We start from the raw sequence: 18,201 nt of genomic DNA on the forward strand, positions 1-18,201 counted from the left end.
GATCAGAAGATGCGTTCCTGGACGGTGAAGACGTCGCCCGGCTTCACCAGCATGTCCAGGTCGGCGCGCTTGATCCTCTGGTTGCCGCGGTTGAGGCTGATCTTCTTTTCGGATCCGCCCAATGTCGGCCCCCCTGCCTGCGCCAGCATCTGGCGCAGCGTCATGCCGCTTTCATAGGTGATCTTGCCGGGCTTGTTGACCTGGCCGTAGATGAAGACGTCCTCCGCCTTGGGCACGAACAGGGAATCTCCGGGGCGCAGCATCTGCCCGGTTCCCGTCGCGCTGTTCAGGTCTTCAAGCGGGATGCGGCGGTCTTCCTCGCCCTGGCGCTGCAATATGGCGTAATCGGCGGCATCGGTCCGCGCGCCGCCGGTGCGGGCCAGCATCATCGCGATCGTCTGCGGCCGGTCCAGCGGATAGATGCCGGGATTCTGGAGATTGCCGAAGACGGTCACGGCCCGGCTGACATAGCTCACCACCTCCACATTGACGATCGGATTGACGAAATATCCGCCCGCCTTCAGCTGATCGCGCACCTTGGTCGCCAGCGCATTGGCGGTCACGCCCTGCGCCACGACTTCCCCGACGCTGGGCAGGGTGACGCTGCCGTCCTCCTTGATCCGGGTTTTGACGTCGAACGGATAGGCGCCGAAGACGGACACCCTTATCTCGTCATTGGCGCCCAATATGTAGCTGGACGCCAGCGCCGCGCCCGGCGCGGCATCGGCCGTCATCGCCGGAACGGCGGCGGAAAGGGATGCAAGGATCAGGATGGAAAGGGCGGGGAAGATCGGTTTCATGGCCAGTACCTCATAGATCCAGTCCGACGAACAGCAGTCCCGACGTGCTTTTGTAACGGAACTGGTCGACGGCCGTTGTTCGCCACTCATGGCGTATCTCCGCCCCGGCATTGAGGCGGCTGCGCAACTGGTAACGATAGCCGGCGAAGACCGCGCGGGTGCGGTCCGACCGGCGCAGCAGCGGCGTGTCGAGCTGCAATTCTCCCTTGAACGACCGGCGGCTGTAGCTTCCGCCGATCGACAGGCCGGAGCGCGCCCCCAGCTTCAGATTGCCGCGCAGGCTGAAGTCGGTCTGCACGATATAGGTCGCGCCCGTATTGCTCTGATTGCGGGAGCTGCGGTCGACATCCAACAGGATCGACAGCCGGTTGGAGGGGGTATAGACCGCCTGCGCCTCCACCCCCAGGCCGGAGAAGTCGGCAATGCCGGGCGCGCGCGGCTTGGTCTTGAAATAATTGGCGCCCAATTGCCAGCTCAGGCGCGGCGCCACGGCCCGGCGGAAGAGGATGCCCGCGCGGTAATTTTCCGCGCCGTCGCGCAGGCCGGCTATGGCCTCGTCGGCATTGGGGCGGCGGAAACGCTCATATTGGAACGTCGCGCGGATTTCGCCCAGGCTGGCCTTGGAATAGCCGATGCCCGCCATCGCCGTGGACGTGTCGATGTCGAATATCCGCCGCGAAGAGGCGCTGTTGCTGGTATTCAGATAGCCCATGGCGGCCACGGGGAAGAAGCCATAGGGCTTCTCGCAGTCGACCGCGACCCTGTAATCCTGCGTCCGCTGCGTGTTGCCGACGACCACGCCCTGATCGGAAAGGTTCGATTGCGCGAAATTCAGCCGCGCCCTGGGCTGCACATGGCAGTAACCGGATACGGACAGATCGGCATCGGCCTGAAGACTGACCCTTTCCCGATCGAGAAATTCGAAACGCTGGTGGAAATCATAGCCGGCCGACCCGATCACCGTCAGCCGGTGAAGACCGAATTGCCGGCGGTAGGTCACGTCGACGCTGGGCGTGATGCGCAGGTCGTCCTGCTCTGCGGTGACCAGGTCGTCATTCTGCCGCAGGATGTTGCTGTCGTAGAGCAGGCGCACGGTCGGCCGGACCCGCAAACCGTCGGGCGGAACCTCCACCTCGGTCTGGGACAAGGCCGCCTGCGGGATCATGAGGGCCGCCGTGGCGGCTGCGCTCATGACGGAAAACTGCTTCATCTTGGCTCCCTTGCAACGATATGCTTGCTGAGCACCGCGGCCTGCGGACGGGGGCCGCCGGTCGGCTGAACGCTCATCGGATAGCGGGCGCCCCACCAGGCGCCGCCCGCCCAATAGGTCCATCCCATCCAGACATCGCCATTGGCGCGCAAATGGGCGAGCAGAACGTCCAGCGCGCGCAGGCAATTGTCGTCGGGCGGTGCACCGAATTCGCCCAGGAAGCCGCGATGGCCATTGGTCCGCAGCCATGTCGTCGCGCCCGTCAGCCGCGCGTCGATCAGGTCCGGGCTGACGCAGCTCGTCGCCGTGCCGGAACTGTCGGCATCCAGATATTGGTGCATCTCGAACGCATAATTGCCGCCGGGATCGCGAAAATCGGCGAAGGCGAGCGCGTTGGAGTTCGATCCGCCCGTGGTCCAGCTATGCGCGCCGCTATATTTGGAACCCGGCACGAGGATGAGATTGGCGGCCCCCGTCCGCCGGATCGCCGCGACGCTGCCGTCCGCCAGCGACCGCCAGGCGGCTGGCGTCATGCCATAGGGCTCGTTCATCAGGCCGAAGGCGACGGCGCCATTGCCCTTGTAATGTTCCGCCAGCCGCTGCCACAGATCGGCCAGCATCGCCGACCCATTGGAAATCTGGTCCAGCCGCTGGCCGTTGTACCGGCCGTAATTATGCACGTCGAGCACGATGGTCCGGAACGGCGCCAGACTGGCGAGCGACTTGTCGATCAGGGCCATCTCCGTCGTGGAGAGCGGCTTCAGCGGCGCCGGCTGCACCCGTTCCCAGAGGATCGGCACGCGGACGATCCGCATCCCCATGTCGATGAAGGGCTGGGCCGTCCTTGCGTCGGGATAGATATAATCCTTGCCGAAGACGCCGGGCTTGCGCGCGGAATTGAATTCCCCGCCTGCTATGTTGACGCCCGACAGGGGCGGTTGCCCGGCGGCAGGCTGCTCGGCGGTCAGCGGCAGGGCCAGGAGCATCAGCAGCGGCGCCATGGCGAGGCGAGTCGCCACCCTCATCGGATGAAGCCCCTTTGTCGCCATGGCGATGCGCCTGCTTCCCCGCTAGGTGCTGAAGGGAAGGAGACATGATGAGCGCGAAAGGCGACCTGCTCGCAAAGGCCCCGGCCGGCGACGCCCCCGACATGGCGGCGGCGGATGCCCTGCCCTGGTTTCAGGGCGGCGACAGCGTGCCGACCCATTTCGGCATGGTGGGACTGCTCCAGGAAAAGGGGATGGTCGTGGATCTCGGCGCGCCTCAGCCGGGCGGCACGCGGCCGATCCATTACCGGCGGTCGTCCGGCGCCCTGCTGTCGATTTCCGTCCCGCTTTCCATGACCATCGCGGCGGGCGATTTCCTGCTGGTGAAGTCGCTGACCTGCCCCGACGGCGCGGTGCGGCCGGTCGCGGTGCGCCCGCCGGCCAGCCCGGACTGGATCGCCATAGCCGATCTGGAGGGCATATTGGGACACTATGGCGCGGGCGCGTCCCGCTTCGTCCGATGGAGCGCCGGGGCGGGCGCCGCCTGCGGCATTGCCGCGCTGTGCGGGGTCGCGGCGCCCGTCACGGCGCTGGCGGGCATGGTCGCGGGCGTCGCGGCGCTCGGCCTCCATCGCCGGCACCGGCGCGACCGGGGCCGCGTCAGGCGCCTGATCGGCTGAAGCGCTCATACCAGCAGCCCTTCATTGCGATACCAGGCGACGGTGCGGCGGAAGCCCTCCTCCAGCCCAACGGCGGGCCGGAAGCCCAGCGCCTGTTCCGCCCGCGCGATGGAAAAGGCGCGGTTATGCTTGAAGAAGGTCAGGCGGCGGCGGTGCAATGGCGGCTGCACCCCCAGCGGCGCGCAGAGCAGTTCGCAGCCATGCGCGGCCAGATTGACCAGCCCATAGGGCACGGTGCGCCGGGGTGCGGGCACGTTCAGCACATTGGCGGCGGTCGCGACATAGTCGCGCAACGGCAGATAAGTCTTGCCGCCGATGATGAACGTGCCGCCCGGCGCCGCGTCGCTCGTCATCGCCAGCAGGAATCCGTCGACCAGATCGTCGATATAGACCGGGTGGAAATTCGGCCGCCGCGATCCGATGAACAGGAAACGGCCCTGCTGCACCATGCGGAACATCTTAAGCATGCGCGTGTCGCCCGGCCCGTAAATGGCGCAGGGGCGGATGATGACGACGTCCATGCCCGGCCGCATCATCGCGTCGCGACACAGGTCTTCCGCCAGCAGCTTGCTTTCCTGATAGGGATCGCGCGGGTCGAAGGGCGCGTTTTCGTCGGCCGGCGTTTCCGCCACATCGCCATGCACGCCGATGGACGAGCAATAGACGAAGCGCGCCACCCCCGCCTTGCGCGATTCCGCCAGCAACGCTGCCGTGCTGTCGCGATTGGCGCTCAGGAACTCCTCCCGCGCGCCTTCCGACCGATACATGGCCGCGATGTGGAAACAGGCCGTCGCACCCTCCACCAACTGGGCGAAGGCATCGGTGTCGGTCAGCGATCCGCCGATCCATTCGATGCCGCTCTCCCTTTCGGCGGCGCTGGGCGGGCGGCGCGTCATGGACCGGACATGATAGCCCATGCCGATCAGCCGCCGCGCCAGCGCGCCGCCGGTGAAGCCGGTCGCGCCGGTGACGGCGACGATGGGGGGTCCGTCCGCGCTCATGCCTTCCTCTCCCGGTCGAAGCGCTGGAGCACCGGATTGCCGATCAGGCTGGTGACGCCGATGCGGCGCAATCCTTCCTCCACCATACGCACCGGCTTCCCCGCCAGGCGGTGGAGGCCCATGGGCGCGCTGAACTGCTTGAAGCGGCGGCGGGGCGCGAAGCCGTTGCGGCGGAAGGCCTGCTCGATCCGGGCCGGCCAGAAGCTGCGATAGGTGCGCGTGTCCTTCTCGATCAGCCGCTTGATCGGGAAGGTCGCCGCCGACAGCGCATTGGCGCCCATCAATGTCGGATAATCGACGATGACGCTGTAGCGGGCGACGCGACAAAGTTCGTCGATCAGCCTGTCCGGATCATCGATATGCGCCAGCAGCCTGATGCTGGTGACAAGGTCGAAACGGCCGTCCGGGAAAGGCAGGGCCAGCAGGTCGCCGGTCACATAATCCACCCGGCCGGCATCGGCGCCTTGCAACAATTGTTCGGCGCAATCGGCCGTCGAGCCCAGGACCGTGGTCTTGATTCCCATGTCCAGCAGTCCGCCGACAAGCTGCCCATGGCCGCCGCCGACATCCAGCGCGCTCTGGTGGAGGGGCGGCCCATCGTCGACCAGATCGCGCAGGCCGCGGTCCTGGATGTTAAGCAGATAGGCGCCCGAAGGCCCCGCAAAGCGGCGGGCATATTGGACCGACCCCGTTTCCAGATCGGGGGGAGGAAGCAAACCAGTCATGCCGCACCTGCGGTTGCCGCGATGCCAAAGAACGCAGGCGGACATGACTGGCCTGACGGCACGCACCGCCCGCGGGGCGGCAGGGGCCTGACCACGGACGCACCTTTCGTGCCGGGAAGGGCCTGCTTCCCGACATGGGGGCAGGCACGCCGCACGGTTGGGTGCCGCCAGCTGTAGACGTGGAAGCTGCTGTGCGTGGGGACGGGGGTCAGGCGCCGCTCGATCTCACGGGCGATTTCGGGACGCACGCCCATGGGATTGCGCCACTGATAATCGGACACGATGACGACGCCGTTGTCGGTGCAGTCGATGACTTCGGACAGGGCGGCCCGGCTGTCGATCAGCGGACGGCCGGTGCGGAAATCGCTGTTGAAGTCGGTCGGCGGCTTGAGCTCGCCCAGCCGGCTGTGGCTGATGAACAGGTCGAACGGCCCGATATGCGCCAGGGTGCGCAGGTCGTCGCCGGTGACGAGCAGGCTGCTGCCTTGCGCGATCCGCCGCAATTCGGGCGCCGCCCTGTCCCATTCGCCGTCGGGCACCGGCGCGGCAAGGGCGGCGGGCCCTTGCGCAAGGGTCGACGCCATCAGCCGGGCGGAATGGCGGTAGGCGACGTCGCCGCCCATCAGCAGCAGCATCGCCGCGCCCGCCAGCAGGGCTGGACGCATCGTTCCCCCGCCGCCGAACCGTTCGACCAGCGCGCCGATGGCCAGGCCATAGGCCATGCAGATGAAGGGAAAGACATAATAGCTGTAGCGCCACGCCTTCATCCCCGCGAAACTGTGGAGCGCCAGGCACAGCATCACCATGATCGCGCACAGGCTGGCCAGCGAGGGATTGCGCCGCCAGGCCGCCGCCAGCGCAACTGGCCAGAGCAGCAGCATGGCGGGCATCTGCGCCCGGAATTCGCGCAGATAATAGAAGGCGTCGTCCTGCGATCCGGTCGCCCAGCGCTCGGCATGGCGATAGCTTTCCAGCGCTGGCCCGGCCTGCGACAGGGCGATGGTTGCGCAGGCCAGCGCGATTGCCCCCAGCACGATCAGGTGCAGCGGGCGCATCGCCGCTATCGTCGCGCGCTGGTCGAACAGCAGCCAGCAGCCCAGGGCCAGCGCGGCAATCGCCGTCACTGGTTGCAGATGGGCGGCTATGGCAAGGCAGAGCGCAGTGGCGGCCAGCCAGCCCGGCCTGAACCGGCCCGCAGGCCGCGTGGCGAGGAAAAGGCTTCCCGCCGCGGCCAGTATCATCAGCGCGTGCAGCGCGTAGAAGCGGGCGAAATGCGCGATGTCGAGCGTGTAGCCGGCAAGGCCGAACAGCGCGGCGCCGGCCATCGCGCTCCATATGCCGCCGCTCTGCCGCAGCCACTGGAAGACCAGTCCGACGCTGATGCCCGAAAAGAGCAGCGAGGGAATGCGCGCCACCCAGAGGTCGGACCGCCCGAACAGATCGAAACTGCCGCCGACGATGGCGGTGAACAGCCGCGCCCGTTCGTAACGGCCGTCCAGGATCGCGAAGCTGCCGTCCGCCGCCCAGCTGCGCCCCGCCAGCAGATGGTAGAATTCGTCGATATGGGCGGGGCGCGTCTGAATGGTCAGCCCATAGACCAGGCAGGCCAGCAACCCCGCGGCCAGGGCAGGGGCCGCTCCCGGCAGGGCCATGAACGCGCGCCGGCCATCCTGCGACGGCAGGACGACGGGCGGTCCCAGATGCTCCGATGTGGTGGCCATGAATATGATCTCATATCCGGCAAAAGCCGACAGGATGTTCGATGGCGCAAGAATTCGATCTAACCGAATTTAAGTCAATATAAGGGAGAACGCCTAGCCGTAGGTATGACTACATAATGGTATGTTTCTGAAATTTATGTGAATGTGTTTCCAAGGTCGCTGAATCGATTGGCGTTGAACCCATTTATGGAAATCATAAGGGGCATCGCCCGGCAATATTATATAATATTGTAGGAATGGACGCATGGTCGATGTTTCGATTGTCGTTCCTCTTTATAATGAAGAGGACAATGTACAGCTCTTGCATGAAGCCATCAGCAATGCATTGGCGGACTTCCGGCCCAGCTATGAAGTCGTGCTGGTCGATGACGGCAGCAGGGACGCGACCTTCGTCCGCGCGGCGGAAGTCGCTGAGCGGGACGGGCGCGTGCGCATCGTCAAGTTCCGCGGCAATTACGGCCAGACCGCCGCGATGGCGGCCGGCATCCAGAATGCCCGCGGCGACATCATCGTCACCATGGACGGCGATCTGCAGAACGATCCGCTGGACATACCCCGCATGGTCGAACTGATCCACGCCGGGCACGACATCGTCGTCGGCTGGCGCAGGAAGCGGCAGGATGGCGGGCTGCGCGTCTTCGTGTCGAAATGCGCCAACCGCATCATGGCCCGGCTGATGGGCGTGGCGGTGCGGGACAGCGGCTGTTCGCTAAAGGCCTTCCGCAGCATGCTCATCAAGCAATTGCCCATGTATGGAGAAATGCACCGCTTCATTCCGGCCCTCTCCCGCCTGGCCGGGGCGCGGCTGGCGCAGATCGAGGTGCGGCATCATCCGCGCCAGTTCGGCGTCTCCAAATATGGCTTCTCGCGCATCTACAAGGTGATGCTGGACATCGTGTCGATCCGCATCCTGCTGAGCTTCGTGCGGCGGCCCATGGCATGGCCGCGCCATATGATCGTCGGCATCACCCTGCTTGGCCTGCTGTCCGTCGCGGCGGCGGTCTGGGGCGGGGGGCTGGCGCTGCCGATGCTGGCCATCGGCGTGCTCTGGCTGTCGCTGGCGCTGTTCCTGCTGGGATGGGCGGTGATCGGGCAGATGCTCGCCAGCCTGACCGGCAATGTTTCCGGTTTCGCGTCGCTGGGCGCGAAACTGTCGGCCCAAATCAAATTGGGGGATTGAACAATGGTTGCCACGGCAAAGCTGGACCTGGTCGAAGTCATGGACATTTCCGTCATCGTCCCGGTCCTCAAGCGTTTCGACGATGCCGCCCGCGTCTATGCCGAATATCGGGACAGGGTTGCATCATCGGGGAAAAGTTACGAGTTCATCTTCGTCATCGACGGACAGCCGGACTATCCGGTCGCCACGCTGGAACAACTGCAACGCGACGGCGAACCCATAGAGATCATCCGCTTCGGCCGGGAGTTCGGGGAATCCGCCTGCCTGCGCGAAGGCATCCGCCAGTCGACCGGGCGGCACCTGCTGTTCCTGCCCGCTTATTTCCAGATCGGCGGCGCGGCGATCTCCGAACTTCTGGATCATCTTGACGAAGCCGACGTCGTCGCCGCCCGCCGCGACAGGCGGGCGGACGCCATGTTCAACCGGCTGCGCGGCTGGGGCTTCCAGAAGATGGCGCGATTTGCCGGGGCCAAATATGACGACCCCGGATGCCTCGTCCGCGCCGTCCACCGCAGCGTCTTCGACGAGATCCCGCTCCAGGATGAGAAGCAGCGATTCCTGCCCCTGCTGGCGGAGGTGCATGGCTTCAAGGTCGTCCAGCTCACCCTGCCGCAGGCCGAGAGCGACGCTGGCCGGCCGCAACACAAGCCGGGCGTCTATTTCGACGTGATGATGGACCTGATGGCGGTCGGCTTCCTGGTCCGCTTCATGCAGCGCCCCTTCCGCTTCTTCGGCACGGTGGGCGCGGCGTCGATCCTGAGCAGCCTGGTCCTGATGGCTTTCCTGCTGTTCCAACGGGAGGTCAGCAACATTCCGCTGGGCGACCGCCCGCTGCTGGTGCTGGTCGTGCTGCTGCTGGTGCTGGGCATCCAGATCGCGGCGATCGGCCTGATCGCGGAGATCGTCATCTTCACCCGCGGCGACGGCAAGCAGCATTATCGGATCGAGAAGATCGTGGAGCATGTGTCCGCCGATGCCTGAAACCGTCATCATAGGGGCGGGCATTCAGGGCGCCACGCTGGCGCTCGCCGCGCTCGAACGGGGCGTGTGCCCGATCCTCGTCGATCGGGACGACCGGCCCTCCGGCGCGTCCGTCAACAGCTATGGCATCGTCCATGGCGGGCTGCGCTATCTCCAGTCGATGAACATCCCCCGCTGGGTGCGCAGCCGCCGCGCGCAGAACTGGTATATCGACCGCTATCCGCATCAGGTGCGGCCCTTGCGCTGCGTGATGCCGCTCTATGCCGGCGCCCCCCGCTCGCCCCGGCTGTTCGCCCTTGCGCGAGGCCTTGACCGGATGCTGCGAACGGCGCTTGGCCAGCATGTGCCGCTTCCCGAAGATGGCGCCTGTTCGCGGCAGGAGGTCTTGCAGGCCTATGACGTCGCGTCCCATGGCCTGCTGGGCGGCGCGGTCTGGTATGATGCGCAGTTGCTGAACCCACCCGCGCTGTTGAGGGAAATGCTGGCCGAAGTGGAGCAGCGCGGCGGCGTCGTGCTCCGCTACACCGAAGTCACCGGCCTGATCGAGCAGGGCGGCCGCCTTCAGGCCGTCCAGTTGCGCAACGTAAAGGACGGGCGCGAGCAGAGGATCGCCGCCGACCGGCTGTTCGATTGCGGCGGCGCGCAGGCGGGACGCTGCATCGGTCCGGCGCGCCGGGTGCCGAGCGCGGCGGTCCTCGCCTTCAACCTGCTGATGGACATTCCCGCGCCCCCCGCCAGCGACGCCTACGCCCTGTCGCCCACGCCGGGGCGCGGGCGCAGCTTCTTCTTTCGCCGCTATGGCGCCGCGACGCTCGTCGGCACTTTCTATCGTCCCGCGCCCGGCGGCCTTTCGCCCGAACCCACGGCGGAGGATGTCCGGTCCGCCCTGGCATCCATCCGCCAATGCCTGCCCAATGTCGAACTGGACGAAGGATCGGTGCTGGCCACCTATGCCGGCCTGCTGCCGGACCGCGACGGCAGCGGCCGGGCGCTTCATCCGGGCGACCGGCATCTGCGTCCGGGGCCGGAGGGCTATCATATGCTGGTCAGCGGCAAGCTGACCACCGCTCCGCTGCTGAGCGAACAGGTGGCGCGCCGCCTGTGGCCCGCCGCGCCCTTGCCGCGCGCCGGCGGATGGCGGCCGCGCCATGCCTGAGCTGATGATCGACGCGCATGTCCATCTGCATCCCGGCGACGATCCGCGGGACCGGCTGATGCAGGCGCATGGGCGCATGATGGCGGCGGGCATGAAGGACTGCCTGCCCGTCTTCATGCTGGCGGAGCAGCAGGGGTGCGACGCGTTCGGAATGCTGAAGGCATCGGCGCGGTCGACCGCGGAACCGGAAAGCCTGTGGCTGGAAACTGGGTCTGCCGACATGTTGGTGCTGGCCGGCCGGCAGGTCGTCAGCGCCGAGCGGCTGGAGATATTGGCGCTGGCCACCGCCGCCGGTTTCGCCGACGGCGCGCCGGCCGAACAGTTGGTCGGGGCGATGATCGCGGCGGACGCGCTGACCATCCTTCCCTGGGGCGTCGGCAAATGGGCCGGCGCGCGAGGACGGCTGGTCGACAGGCTGCTGGCCGGCGATCCGGAAGGCCGGTTGCTGTTGGGCGACAATGGCGGGCGTCCCGCCTTCTGGCCGGAACGCCGTTTCCGCCATCGGACGGTGCTGCGCGGATCGGACCCCTTGCCATTGCGTGGCGATGCGCGGCGGATCGGGACTTTCGGGACCATCCTGCATGGCGGGCTTTCGGCCGACCGGCCCGGACGCGACCTGCGCGCGCTCATCCGTTCGGCCGGGCGGCAGGCGCGGCATTATGGCGCTCCCGCAAGCCCGCTGCATTTCCTGGGCAACCAGCTTCGCTTGAGGATGGCCTCATGAAGATATTGATGCTGGCGCCCCAGCCCTTTTACGAGGAACGCGGCACGCCCATTGCCGTGCGCATGGCGGCCGAAGCTCTGGCGGCGCAGGGGCATGAGGTCGCTCTGCTGAGCTTCCATGAAGGGCGCGACGTGCCCATGCCCGGCGTGCGGCATCACCGCATCGCCGCCCCGCCGGGCGTTCGCAATGTCCCCATCGGGTTTTCGCTGGGGAAGCTGGTCTGCGACCTCTGGATGTTCTTTGCCGCGATCGGCCTGCTTCGGCGTTATCGCCCTGACGTCATCCATGCCGTCGAGGAAGCGGCCTTCTTCGCGCTGCCCTTGTCCCGGCTGTTCGGAACGCGCCTCGTCTATGACGCGGACTCGATCCTGAGCGAGCAGATCGTCGAGAAATGGCCCAAGGCCCGCGCCATCGCCTGGATCGTCGAACGGTGCGAGCAATTCGCCTTCCGCCGCAGCGACCTGGTGATCGCCGTCTGCCCCGCCATCCAGCAGAGCGCCAGCCGCTCCGCAGCCGCCGATCGCATCCACCTGCTGCCCGACGTGGCGATGGAAGGGCCTGCCACGGCGGCGCCGGTCGAAGACCTGCGCCTGAACGCAAAGGATCGCCCGCTCGCGCTTTATGTCGGCAACCTCGAATCCTATCAGGGCGTCCATCTGCTGATCCAGGCGATGGCGGCGCTTGCGCCTGCCGAGCGCCCCGCGCTGGTCGTGATCGGCGGCAAGGCGGATCATGTCGCGCAGCATCGGCAACTCGCCCTGCAATGCGGGCTGGAAGGCGACGTGCGCCTGCTTGGCCCGCGCTCGCTCGACGGCCTCAGCCGCTATCTGGCGCAGGCCGACATCCTCTGTTCGCCGCGGCTGAAGGGTCGGAACACGCCGATGAAGATCTTTTCCTACATGGCGTCGGGCAAGGCGCTGCTGGCGACCGACATCGAAAGCCATTCCCAGGTTCTGGACGCGCGTTGCGCCATGTTGACGCCAGCGACGGCGCAGGACTTGGCGCAAGGGTTGCGGCGGCTCTGTGCCGATGGCGCGCTGAGGGCGAGGCTGGGGGAGGCGGCTGCCGCAAGGGCGCGGCTCGACTATGGCCATGCCGCCTTTGTCGACCGGCTGCGGCGCGCCTATGCCGTGCTTTCGCCGGATGCGGGCACGCCCCCTTCGCCCACCGCGCTGGAGGCCGCATGACGGCGGTCGGAGCCAGCGCGCGGGCGACGAACAAGGCCGCCTCCAGCCTGTTCGCCGCGCTGGGCTTCGGCCTGTCGGGCGCGGGCTTCACCCTGGGCATGCTGCTGCTGGCGCGGGAGCTGCCGGTGGAGGCTTATGGCCGCTTCACCCTGGCCGTCGCCCTGTTCAATATCTTCGGCCTGCTGACGCCGCTGGGCGTCGACCAGTTGTTCCTGCGCGGACCGATGCGCGCTGGTAAAGGATTGCTGGCTTTCCTGATCCTCTCCGGCCTTGTGGTGGGCGGACTGGTGGGCGTGGCCGCAGGCCTGCTGGGCGGACTGCATCCGGTGGAGGCATGGCTGACCGCGCTGGCGATTGCCGGCGGCGGGCTGGTCGCGGCGACCAGCACCGGCCTTCGCGCGCGGGCCGTGCCCGGCGCATCCATGCTGCTCGCGATTTCGGCCAGTTTCGTCCTGTTGCTGGCCGGGACCGCGGCCGTCGCCTTCGGCCTGAAGGACGGGACCGCGCCCCTTGCCATATTCGCCGCCGGAAACATCGTCTTCGGCGCGATCGGCTGGGGCCTTCTGCGCCGCAGGGCGAAGGACGGCGATGCCGTCCACCCCGCCCGCCGCTGGCGCGAGGCGGGATCGATGCTGGGCCTCGTCGCCCTCGGCACGGTGTCGCTGCAGGTCGAGCGGATCATCATCCCGATCCCGCTGGACCTGAAGGAGCTGGCGCTGTTCGGCGTGCTGGCGTCGGTCGCGATCTTCCCCTTTCGCCTGCTCGCGTCCGGCGTCGGCTTCACCCTCGCCCCGCGCCTGATCGGTGCGCAGCGGGCGCGCCGACAGGCCGTCGTGCTGGCGGAGGCCAGGCCGCTGCTGGCGGTGATCGTCGCGGCGACGGCGGGCCTTGTCGCCTGCGGCCCGTGGATCGCCGCCATGGTGACCGGCGGCCTCTACGCCATCGGTCCGGCCCTGATCCTCGCCGCCTGCGCCAACGGCGTGGGGAAGGTCGCCATGGCCTTCCCCCGGGCGATGCTCACGGCGGCGGGATCGCCCGCCGATCTGGTGCTGCTCAACGGATGGGGCGTGGTGGGTCTGGCGCTGACGGTCTGCGGCGCGCTGGCCGGGGCCGCCTGCGGAATCACCGGGCTTCTATGGGGCGCGACGCTGGGCGGCGCGATCCCGACGCTGTTCACCCTGCACCTCGCCTGGCGTCGGCTTGGAAAGGATTGAGAAATGACCACCCAGATGGGCTTTGCTGAGATGATGCAGTCGCTGCACGCCGGATCGGCGGCGCTCGACTACCGCAAGACCGGCCGGCTGCTGCGCGAGATGGAGGCGCAGGCCGGCGTGCACGTTGCGTTGATGGGCAATGTCACGCTGGACCTTCTCACCCCCTTCCTGCGCGTGGAGGCGGCGAAGGTCGGCCAGATGTCCGCATTCCATGTCAGCCCGTTCGGCCAATATATGCAGGCCCTGCATGGCGAGGCGCTCCAGCGCTTCGACCCCCACGTCATCGTCCTGCTGCTGTCGGCGGAGGCGATGCGGCCCGACGCCTTCGAACGGTTCCACCAGCTTTCCGTCGAGGACCGTCATCGCCTGCGCGACGATATGATGGCGGAGGTCGAGGGCTGGATCGACAGCGCGGTCATGCGCACCGCGGCGACGCTGATGGTCGCCAATTTCCCCTGTCCTTCCAGTGCGCTGGGCGTCGCGGACCTCAGCAGCGATTATGGCGAGCGCGAATTCTTCCTGGACCTGAACCTGGCGCTGCTCCGCGCGGTGCGGGCGCGCCCCAGGGCCATGATGCTCGACGTGGTCGCAGCGATGGGCCGGGTCGGCACGCGCCAGGCGGTGGACCGCCGGATGCACTATGTCGCCGGACTGGGCTGGACGGACGCGATGATGCGGGAATTCGGGGCGGTCTTCGCCCATGCGCTGGTGGGCGCGCTCGGCGCCGCGCGCAAATGCCTGGTGCTGGACCTCGACAACAGCCTGTGGGGCGGGGTGGCGGGCGAGGACGGCCCCCATGGCATCCGCGTCGGGCGCGGCGACATGGTGGGGGAGGCGTTCCGCGCCTTCCAACTCAGGATCAAGGCGCTGAAGGAACGCGGCATCCTGCTCGCATTATGCAGCAAGAACAATCCGGAAGATGTCGAGGAAGTGTTCCGCCTGCGTGACGACATGCCGCTGCAATTGTCGGACATGGCGGCGACGGCGATAGGCTGGGACAGCAAATATACGGGTATCGGGAAGATCGCGAGGCAGCTCAACATCGGTCTGGACGCGCTGGTGTTCCTAGACGACAACGCGGCGGAGATTGCAGCCGTGCGGCAATATTGCCCGGAAGTCCATGCCGTGCTGCTGCCGCCCGACCCATCCGACTATGTCGACATATTGGACGCGCTGCCCTGGTTCGAGAAAAGCCGGTTGACGGCGGAGGACAGGGCCAGGACCGAACATTATGCGCTGGCCGCCAGGCGGGATGGGCTGTGCGCTTCCTGCGATCCGATGGACTATCTGCGCGACCTCGACATGCGCGCGGCGGTCCGCGATGCGGGGCCGGCCGACCTGTTGAGGGTGCATCAGCTTTTCAACAAGACCAACCAGTTCAACCTGACCACCGGCCGCCCGACCATGGGGGAGGTGGAGGCGATGATGACCGATCCGGCATGGCAGCTTATCGTGGCGAATCTGCGCGACCGCTTCGGGCAATTGGGCACGGTTGCGATCTGCGCCCTGAGGCGGGAGGGCGCGGCGCTCCATATCGGGCATTTCCTGATGAGTTGCCGCGCCATGGGCCGGGGCCTGGAGCATGCCATGATGAACGAGGTCAAGCGCCGCTTTCTGGAAAGCGACGCCGCATCCCTGCACGGCACCCATGTTCCGACGGCCAAGAATGGCCCGGTGCGCGGCTTTTTCGACGATCAGGGCTTTGCCGCCAGCGATGGCGGCGACCGCACCGACTATGCGCTTTGCCGGGCGGATGTCGCGTTCAAGGATTGCGACTGGATCATGCTGGAGACGGAATAATGGCTGTGAACATGGACGACCTGCTGAACCTTGTCGGCGACATCATCGAAGTCGATCCGTCCCGGATCGGCCTGCGCCTCGACCGGGACGAGGTTCCGGGCTGGGATTCGCTGGCCCATCTGCGGATCATCACGGCGTTCGAGGCGCAATATGGCGTGCGCCTCAGCATGGACCAGATCGCCGAGATCCGCACGGTGGAACAATTGTCGCGGACATTGGGCGAGGCGTGACGCCATGCGCATGGGTGTCGCCATACGCCGCTTCGCCATTCCGGGCTTCGTGCACAGCCTCTACCATCTGTTCGCCGGGCGCGCGATCGTCAGCCCGCGCGCGGAAGTGGAATGGAGCAGGCTGCTGAAGATCGGCCGCAAGTCTCAGATCAGTTCCTTCGTGAAGATCAAGGCGAGCGAAGGGCCGGTGCGGATCGGGGAGCGGACCGACATAGGCTGCGGCGTGTTCATCGCCGGGCACATCCATGGCATCGTCATCGGCGACGACTGCCTGATCAGCCCGAACGTTTCCATCATCGGCGTCAATTACCGCTATGACCGCGCCGACCAGCTGATCCGCGAACAGGGGTTGCAGTCGGGCGGCCCGACCAGCATCGGCAACAATGTCTGGATCGGCGCGGGCGCGGTGATCCTGGACAACAGCCAGATAGAGGATGGCGCGATCATCGCGCCCAATGCGGTGGTATCGGGCCGGGTGCCCGCCATGTCGATCATGTCGGGCAATCCCGCCAAGCTGGTGTTCACGCGCCGATGAGACTGTTCGTCACCGCCCGGCTCGACGACCTTTATGCACGGTGGACCCGCTGGCGCCTGCGGGCGGCGGGCGGCAAGGCGGGCCGGGCCTTGCGGGTGCGCGGCGGCGTGCCCTATCTCGCCGGGCAACTGATCCTGGGGGAGGCTGTGCGCCTGCGCAACGAGCCCGTCCGCATCAGGCTGAAGACCGCCGGAAGCGGCCGGATCGTCCTGGGCGATCAGGTGTCGCTCAACAGCGGCGTCACCATCTTCAGCGCCGCCAGCGTGGAGATCGGCGCCTTCAGCCGGATCGGGGATCATGCCAGCCTGTTCGACACCAGCTTCCATGCCGTGCATGAAGGGCATGCCGCCCGGCCCCGGCCGATCCGCATCGGCCGCAATGTCTGGATCGGGCGCAACGCCACGATCCTGCCGGGCGTGTCGATCGGGGATCACAGCGTCATCGCCGCGGGCGCCGTGGTGTTCCAGGATGTTCCCTCCCGCCAGCTCTGGCGCGGCAATCCGGCCAGTTTCGTCAAGCATGTCCGCGCGGGCGACGATTTCATAAGACAATAAGGGAAGCATCATGTCCGCAACCGCTGGCGGCATAGCCGGGAAAATCCGATCGGGCATGGCCTGGTCGCTGGTCGAAAGCTGGAGCGTGCAGGCGCTTCAGTTCCTCGCCTTCATGATCGTCGCCCGCTATGTCGACGCCGCGGCGCTGGGGGTGGTCGCCATGGCGCTGCTGGCGGGGCAGTTCTTCCAGATGACCGTGCTGTCGGGCATCAGCGCCCCGATGGTCAGCGCCGGGCGCGACGATCCCGACCTGGACGATACCGCCTTCTGGATCGCCTTCGCCCTGGGCGCGCTGATGCTGCTGCTCACCCTGGCCTGCGCCGGCGTTGCGGAGCGGGCGCTGGGGCAGCCGGGCCTGGCATGGGTGCTGCGCTGGCTCAGCATCGCCAATTTCCTTTCCGCGCTGAACGTCGTGCCGCAGGCCTGGCTGACGCGGGCGCTGATGATGCGGCCGCTGGCGGTGCGATCCACCCTGTCGACCATGGCGGGCGCGCTGGTCGGCATTCCCATGGCGATGGCAGGCTATGGGCTGACGGCGCTGGTGATGCAGAATCTGGCGACCGCGCTGGTCGGCGCCGCGATCCTCTGGGCGGCGTGCCCCCGGCGGCCGCGCTTCCGCTTCGCGCGGCAGAAGGGACGGGAAATCTTCTTCTACAGCCGTCATGTGACGCTGACGGGCATCGCCAATTTCTTCAATTCCAACTCCGACGTGCTGATCGTGGGCGTCGTGCTGGGCGCGGCGGCGGCGGGCGTCTATACGGTCGGCAAGCGCGCGCTGCTGGCCGCCAACCTGCTGCTGGCGCGGGCCCTCTCCCGCGTGGCCTTCCCGGCCTTCTCCCAGCTCAAGCATGATCCGCCGCGACTGGCGGCGGCCTTCCTCAAGCTCGTATCCGCGACATCGCTGATCACCACCCCGGCCTTTGTCGGCATGGCGCTGGTGGCCGATCCCTTCATCCATCTCGTCTTCGGATCGCGCTGGGCGGGGGCGGTGCCGGTGATGCAATATCTCAGCCTCTTCGGCGCGCTCCAGGCGATCGGCATCTATAACCAGTCGCTCATGCTCGCCCTTGGCAAGCCGCAATGGCAGACGTGGCTCGCCGCGCTCTATGCCGTGGTGAACTGCACCCTCTTCTTCGCGACGGCGGATCAGGGGCCGGGCGCGATCGCCGCCGCCTTCACCCTGCGCGCCTGGCTGCTCTATCCGCTCTCCGTCCTGGGCGTGATCCTGCTGCTGCCGATCGGCTGGGCCGACTATTGGCGCGCCGTTCGGCTGGGATTTTTCGCTTCCGCGGCCATGGCGGGATGCGTTCTGGGCGCGCGGCCCTTTCTCGTTCAGATGGCCCCGGCGGAAGTCCTGACCGTCACCATCCTTACCGGAGCGCTGGCCTATGGCGTTGCGCTCCTGTTGCTTGGGCGAAACGCCCTGGCGCAGCTCCTGATGTTCGCCAGGGGGCGCTATGGCGCGGCATAATCTATGTTAATATATTGCTCTTGCGCGATTTTATTGCCGTAATGAT

At 67.0% G+C, this 18,201-nt stretch carries 18 protein-coding genes; 12 read left to right on the plus strand and 6 right to left on the minus strand.

Annotation, left to right across the window (positions count from 1 at the left end; genetic code table 11):
• Positions 1-2: 2 nt before the first annotated feature.
• The 3 genes from Sj15T_RS18350 to Sj15T_RS18360 are packed head-to-tail and all read right to left on the minus strand — an operon-like array spanning position 3 to position 3,059.
• Positions 3-800 (minus strand): SLBB domain-containing protein, encoded by a 798-nt coding sequence (locus Sj15T_RS18350; protein ID WP_013053787.1) that lies wholly within the window; start codon positions 798-800, stop codon positions 3-5.
• 10 nt (positions 801-810) lie between these two features.
• A complete protein-coding gene (locus Sj15T_RS18355; protein ID WP_013053788.1) occupies positions 811-2,010 on the minus strand; it encodes an outer membrane beta-barrel protein in 1,200 nt (399 codons plus the stop codon).
• A complete protein-coding gene (locus tag Sj15T_RS18360) occupies positions 2,007-3,059 on the minus strand; it encodes a glycoside hydrolase family 5 protein (RefSeq protein ID WP_253720762.1) in 1,053 nt (350 codons plus the stop codon). The genes Sj15T_RS18355 and Sj15T_RS18360 overlap by 4 nt, the downstream gene beginning before the upstream one ends.
• A 47-nt stretch (positions 3,060-3,106) precedes the next feature.
• Between Sj15T_RS18360 and Sj15T_RS18365 the strand changes: the two genes are divergently transcribed.
• A complete protein-coding gene (locus Sj15T_RS18365) occupies positions 3,107-3,676 on the plus strand; it encodes a hypothetical protein (protein ID WP_338756243.1) in 570 nt (189 codons plus the stop codon).
• A gap of 5 nt (positions 3,677-3,681) precedes the next feature.
• On the opposite strand, the gene Sj15T_RS18370 is transcribed toward Sj15T_RS18365, so the two are convergent.
• The 3 genes from Sj15T_RS18370 to Sj15T_RS18380 are packed head-to-tail and all read right to left on the minus strand — an operon-like array spanning position 3,682 to position 7,123.
• The gene (locus tag Sj15T_RS18370; protein ID WP_013053791.1) at positions 3,682-4,677 is read right to left on the minus strand and encodes an NAD-dependent epimerase/dehydratase family protein; all 996 of its coding nucleotides are present in this window, start codon (positions 4,675-4,677) and stop codon (positions 3,682-3,684) included.
• Positions 4,674-5,402 (minus strand): methyltransferase domain-containing protein, encoded by a 729-nt coding sequence (locus Sj15T_RS18375; RefSeq protein WP_013053792.1) that lies wholly within the window; start codon positions 5,400-5,402, stop codon positions 4,674-4,676. Before Sj15T_RS18375 ends, Sj15T_RS18370 begins: the two co-directional genes overlap by 4 nt.
• Positions 5,399-7,123 carry a glycosyltransferase family 39 protein gene (locus Sj15T_RS18380; RefSeq protein WP_013053793.1) on the minus strand — a complete coding sequence of 575 codons (1,725 nt, stop codon included), beginning with the start codon at positions 7,121-7,123 and terminating at the stop codon, positions 5,399-5,401. The genes Sj15T_RS18375 and Sj15T_RS18380 overlap by 4 nt, the downstream gene beginning before the upstream one ends.
• Before the next feature lie 244 nt (positions 7,124-7,367).
• On the opposite strand from Sj15T_RS18380, the gene Sj15T_RS18385 reads away from it, so the two are divergent.
• Genes Sj15T_RS18385 through Sj15T_RS18435 form a run of 11 tightly spaced genes read left to right on the plus strand, consistent with a single transcriptional unit; the run spans position 7,368 to position 18,155 of the window.
• Positions 7,368-8,303, plus strand: a complete 936-nt coding sequence (locus Sj15T_RS18385) for a glycosyltransferase family 2 protein (RefSeq protein WP_013053794.1) — start codon at positions 7,368-7,370, stop codon at positions 8,301-8,303.
• Between the two features lie 3 nt (positions 8,304-8,306).
• Positions 8,307-9,284, plus strand: a complete 978-nt coding sequence (locus tag Sj15T_RS18390) for a glycosyltransferase (protein ID WP_013053795.1) — start codon at positions 8,307-8,309, stop codon at positions 9,282-9,284.
• A complete protein-coding gene (locus Sj15T_RS18395) occupies positions 9,277-10,440 on the plus strand; it encodes an FAD-dependent oxidoreductase (RefSeq protein WP_013053796.1) in 1,164 nt (387 codons plus the stop codon). Before Sj15T_RS18390 ends, Sj15T_RS18395 begins: the two co-directional genes overlap by 8 nt.
• Complete coding sequence (locus tag Sj15T_RS18400) at positions 10,433-11,164, plus strand: hypothetical protein (protein WP_013053797.1); 732 nt, start codon at positions 10,433-10,435, stop codon at positions 11,162-11,164. Before Sj15T_RS18395 ends, Sj15T_RS18400 begins: the two co-directional genes overlap by 8 nt.
• Positions 11,161-12,351: a glycosyltransferase family 4 protein gene (locus Sj15T_RS18405; protein ID WP_013053798.1), complete on the plus strand. Its 1,191-nt coding sequence runs from the start codon at positions 11,161-11,163 to the stop codon at positions 12,349-12,351. The genes Sj15T_RS18400 and Sj15T_RS18405 overlap by 4 nt, the downstream gene beginning before the upstream one ends.
• A complete protein-coding gene (locus Sj15T_RS18410; RefSeq protein ID WP_013053799.1) occupies positions 12,348-13,565 on the plus strand; it encodes a polysaccharide biosynthesis protein in 1,218 nt (405 codons plus the stop codon). Before Sj15T_RS18405 ends, Sj15T_RS18410 begins: the two co-directional genes overlap by 4 nt.
• 3 nt (positions 13,566-13,568) lie before the next feature.
• Positions 13,569-15,365, plus strand: a complete 1,797-nt coding sequence (locus tag Sj15T_RS18415; protein ID WP_013053800.1) for an HAD-IIIC family phosphatase — start codon at positions 13,569-13,571, stop codon at positions 15,363-15,365.
• Complete coding sequence (locus Sj15T_RS18420; RefSeq protein WP_013053801.1) at positions 15,365-15,595, plus strand: acyl carrier protein; 231 nt, start codon at positions 15,365-15,367, stop codon at positions 15,593-15,595. Before Sj15T_RS18415 ends, Sj15T_RS18420 begins: the two co-directional genes overlap by 1 nt.
• A 4-nt stretch (positions 15,596-15,599) precedes the next feature.
• Entirely contained in the window at positions 15,600-16,130 is a 531-nt protein-coding gene (locus tag Sj15T_RS18425) for an acyltransferase (RefSeq protein ID WP_013053802.1), read from the plus strand.
• Positions 16,127-16,684: an acyltransferase gene (locus Sj15T_RS18430; protein ID WP_013053803.1), complete on the plus strand. Its 558-nt coding sequence runs from the start codon at positions 16,127-16,129 to the stop codon at positions 16,682-16,684. Before Sj15T_RS18425 ends, Sj15T_RS18430 begins: the two co-directional genes overlap by 4 nt.
• Before the next feature lie 10 nt (positions 16,685-16,694).
• On the plus strand, positions 16,695-18,155 hold the full coding sequence (locus tag Sj15T_RS18435) for a lipopolysaccharide biosynthesis protein (RefSeq protein ID WP_013053804.1): 1,461 nt from the start codon (positions 16,695-16,697) through the stop codon (positions 18,153-18,155).
• The last annotated feature ends 46 nt before the right edge of the window (positions 18,156-18,201 follow it).

It is taken from the genome of Sphingobium sp. TA15, from assembly GCF_037101235.1.
GTDB lineage: Bacteria > Pseudomonadota > Alphaproteobacteria > Sphingomonadales > Sphingomonadaceae > Sphingobium > Sphingobium indicum.

Coding starts and splice junctions, on each gene's coding strand:
- Sj15T_RS18350 (WP_013053787.1), bottom strand. CDS start 800: ATGAAACCGATCTTCCCCGCCCTTTCCATCCTGATCCTTGCATCCCTT.
- Sj15T_RS18355 (WP_013053788.1), bottom strand. CDS start 2,010: ATGAAGCAGTTTTCCGTCATGAGCGCAGCCGCCACGGCGGCCCTCATG.
- Sj15T_RS18360 (WP_253720762.1), bottom strand. CDS start 3,059: ATGGCGACAAAGGGGCTTCATCCGATGAGGGTGGCGACTCGCCTCGCC.
- Sj15T_RS18365 (WP_338756243.1), top strand. CDS start 3,107: ATGAGCGCGAAAGGCGACCTGCTCGCAAAGGCCCCGGCCGGCGACGCC.
- Sj15T_RS18370 (WP_013053791.1), bottom strand. CDS start 4,677: ATGAGCGCGGACGGACCCCCCATCGTCGCCGTCACCGGCGCGACCGGC.
- Sj15T_RS18375 (WP_013053792.1), bottom strand. CDS start 5,402: ATGACTGGTTTGCTTCCTCCCCCCGATCTGGAAACGGGGTCGGTCCAA.
- Sj15T_RS18380 (WP_013053793.1), bottom strand. CDS start 7,123: ATGGCCACCACATCGGAGCATCTGGGACCGCCCGTCGTCCTGCCGTCG.
- Sj15T_RS18385 (WP_013053794.1), top strand. CDS start 7,368: ATGGTCGATGTTTCGATTGTCGTTCCTCTTTATAATGAAGAGGACAAT.
- Sj15T_RS18390 (WP_013053795.1), top strand. CDS start 8,307: ATGGTTGCCACGGCAAAGCTGGACCTGGTCGAAGTCATGGACATTTCC.
- Sj15T_RS18395 (WP_013053796.1), top strand. CDS start 9,277: ATGCCTGAAACCGTCATCATAGGGGCGGGCATTCAGGGCGCCACGCTG.
- Sj15T_RS18400 (WP_013053797.1), top strand. CDS start 10,433: ATGCCTGAGCTGATGATCGACGCGCATGTCCATCTGCATCCCGGCGAC.
- Sj15T_RS18405 (WP_013053798.1), top strand. CDS start 11,161: ATGAAGATATTGATGCTGGCGCCCCAGCCCTTTTACGAGGAACGCGGC.
- Sj15T_RS18410 (WP_013053799.1), top strand. CDS start 12,348: ATGACGGCGGTCGGAGCCAGCGCGCGGGCGACGAACAAGGCCGCCTCC.
- Sj15T_RS18415 (WP_013053800.1), top strand. CDS start 13,569: ATGACCACCCAGATGGGCTTTGCTGAGATGATGCAGTCGCTGCACGCC.
- Sj15T_RS18420 (WP_013053801.1), top strand. CDS start 15,365: ATGGCTGTGAACATGGACGACCTGCTGAACCTTGTCGGCGACATCATC.
- Sj15T_RS18425 (WP_013053802.1), top strand. CDS start 15,600: ATGCGCATGGGTGTCGCCATACGCCGCTTCGCCATTCCGGGCTTCGTG.
- Sj15T_RS18430 (WP_013053803.1), top strand. CDS start 16,127: ATGAGACTGTTCGTCACCGCCCGGCTCGACGACCTTTATGCACGGTGG.
- Sj15T_RS18435 (WP_013053804.1), top strand. CDS start 16,695: ATGTCCGCAACCGCTGGCGGCATAGCCGGGAAAATCCGATCGGGCATG.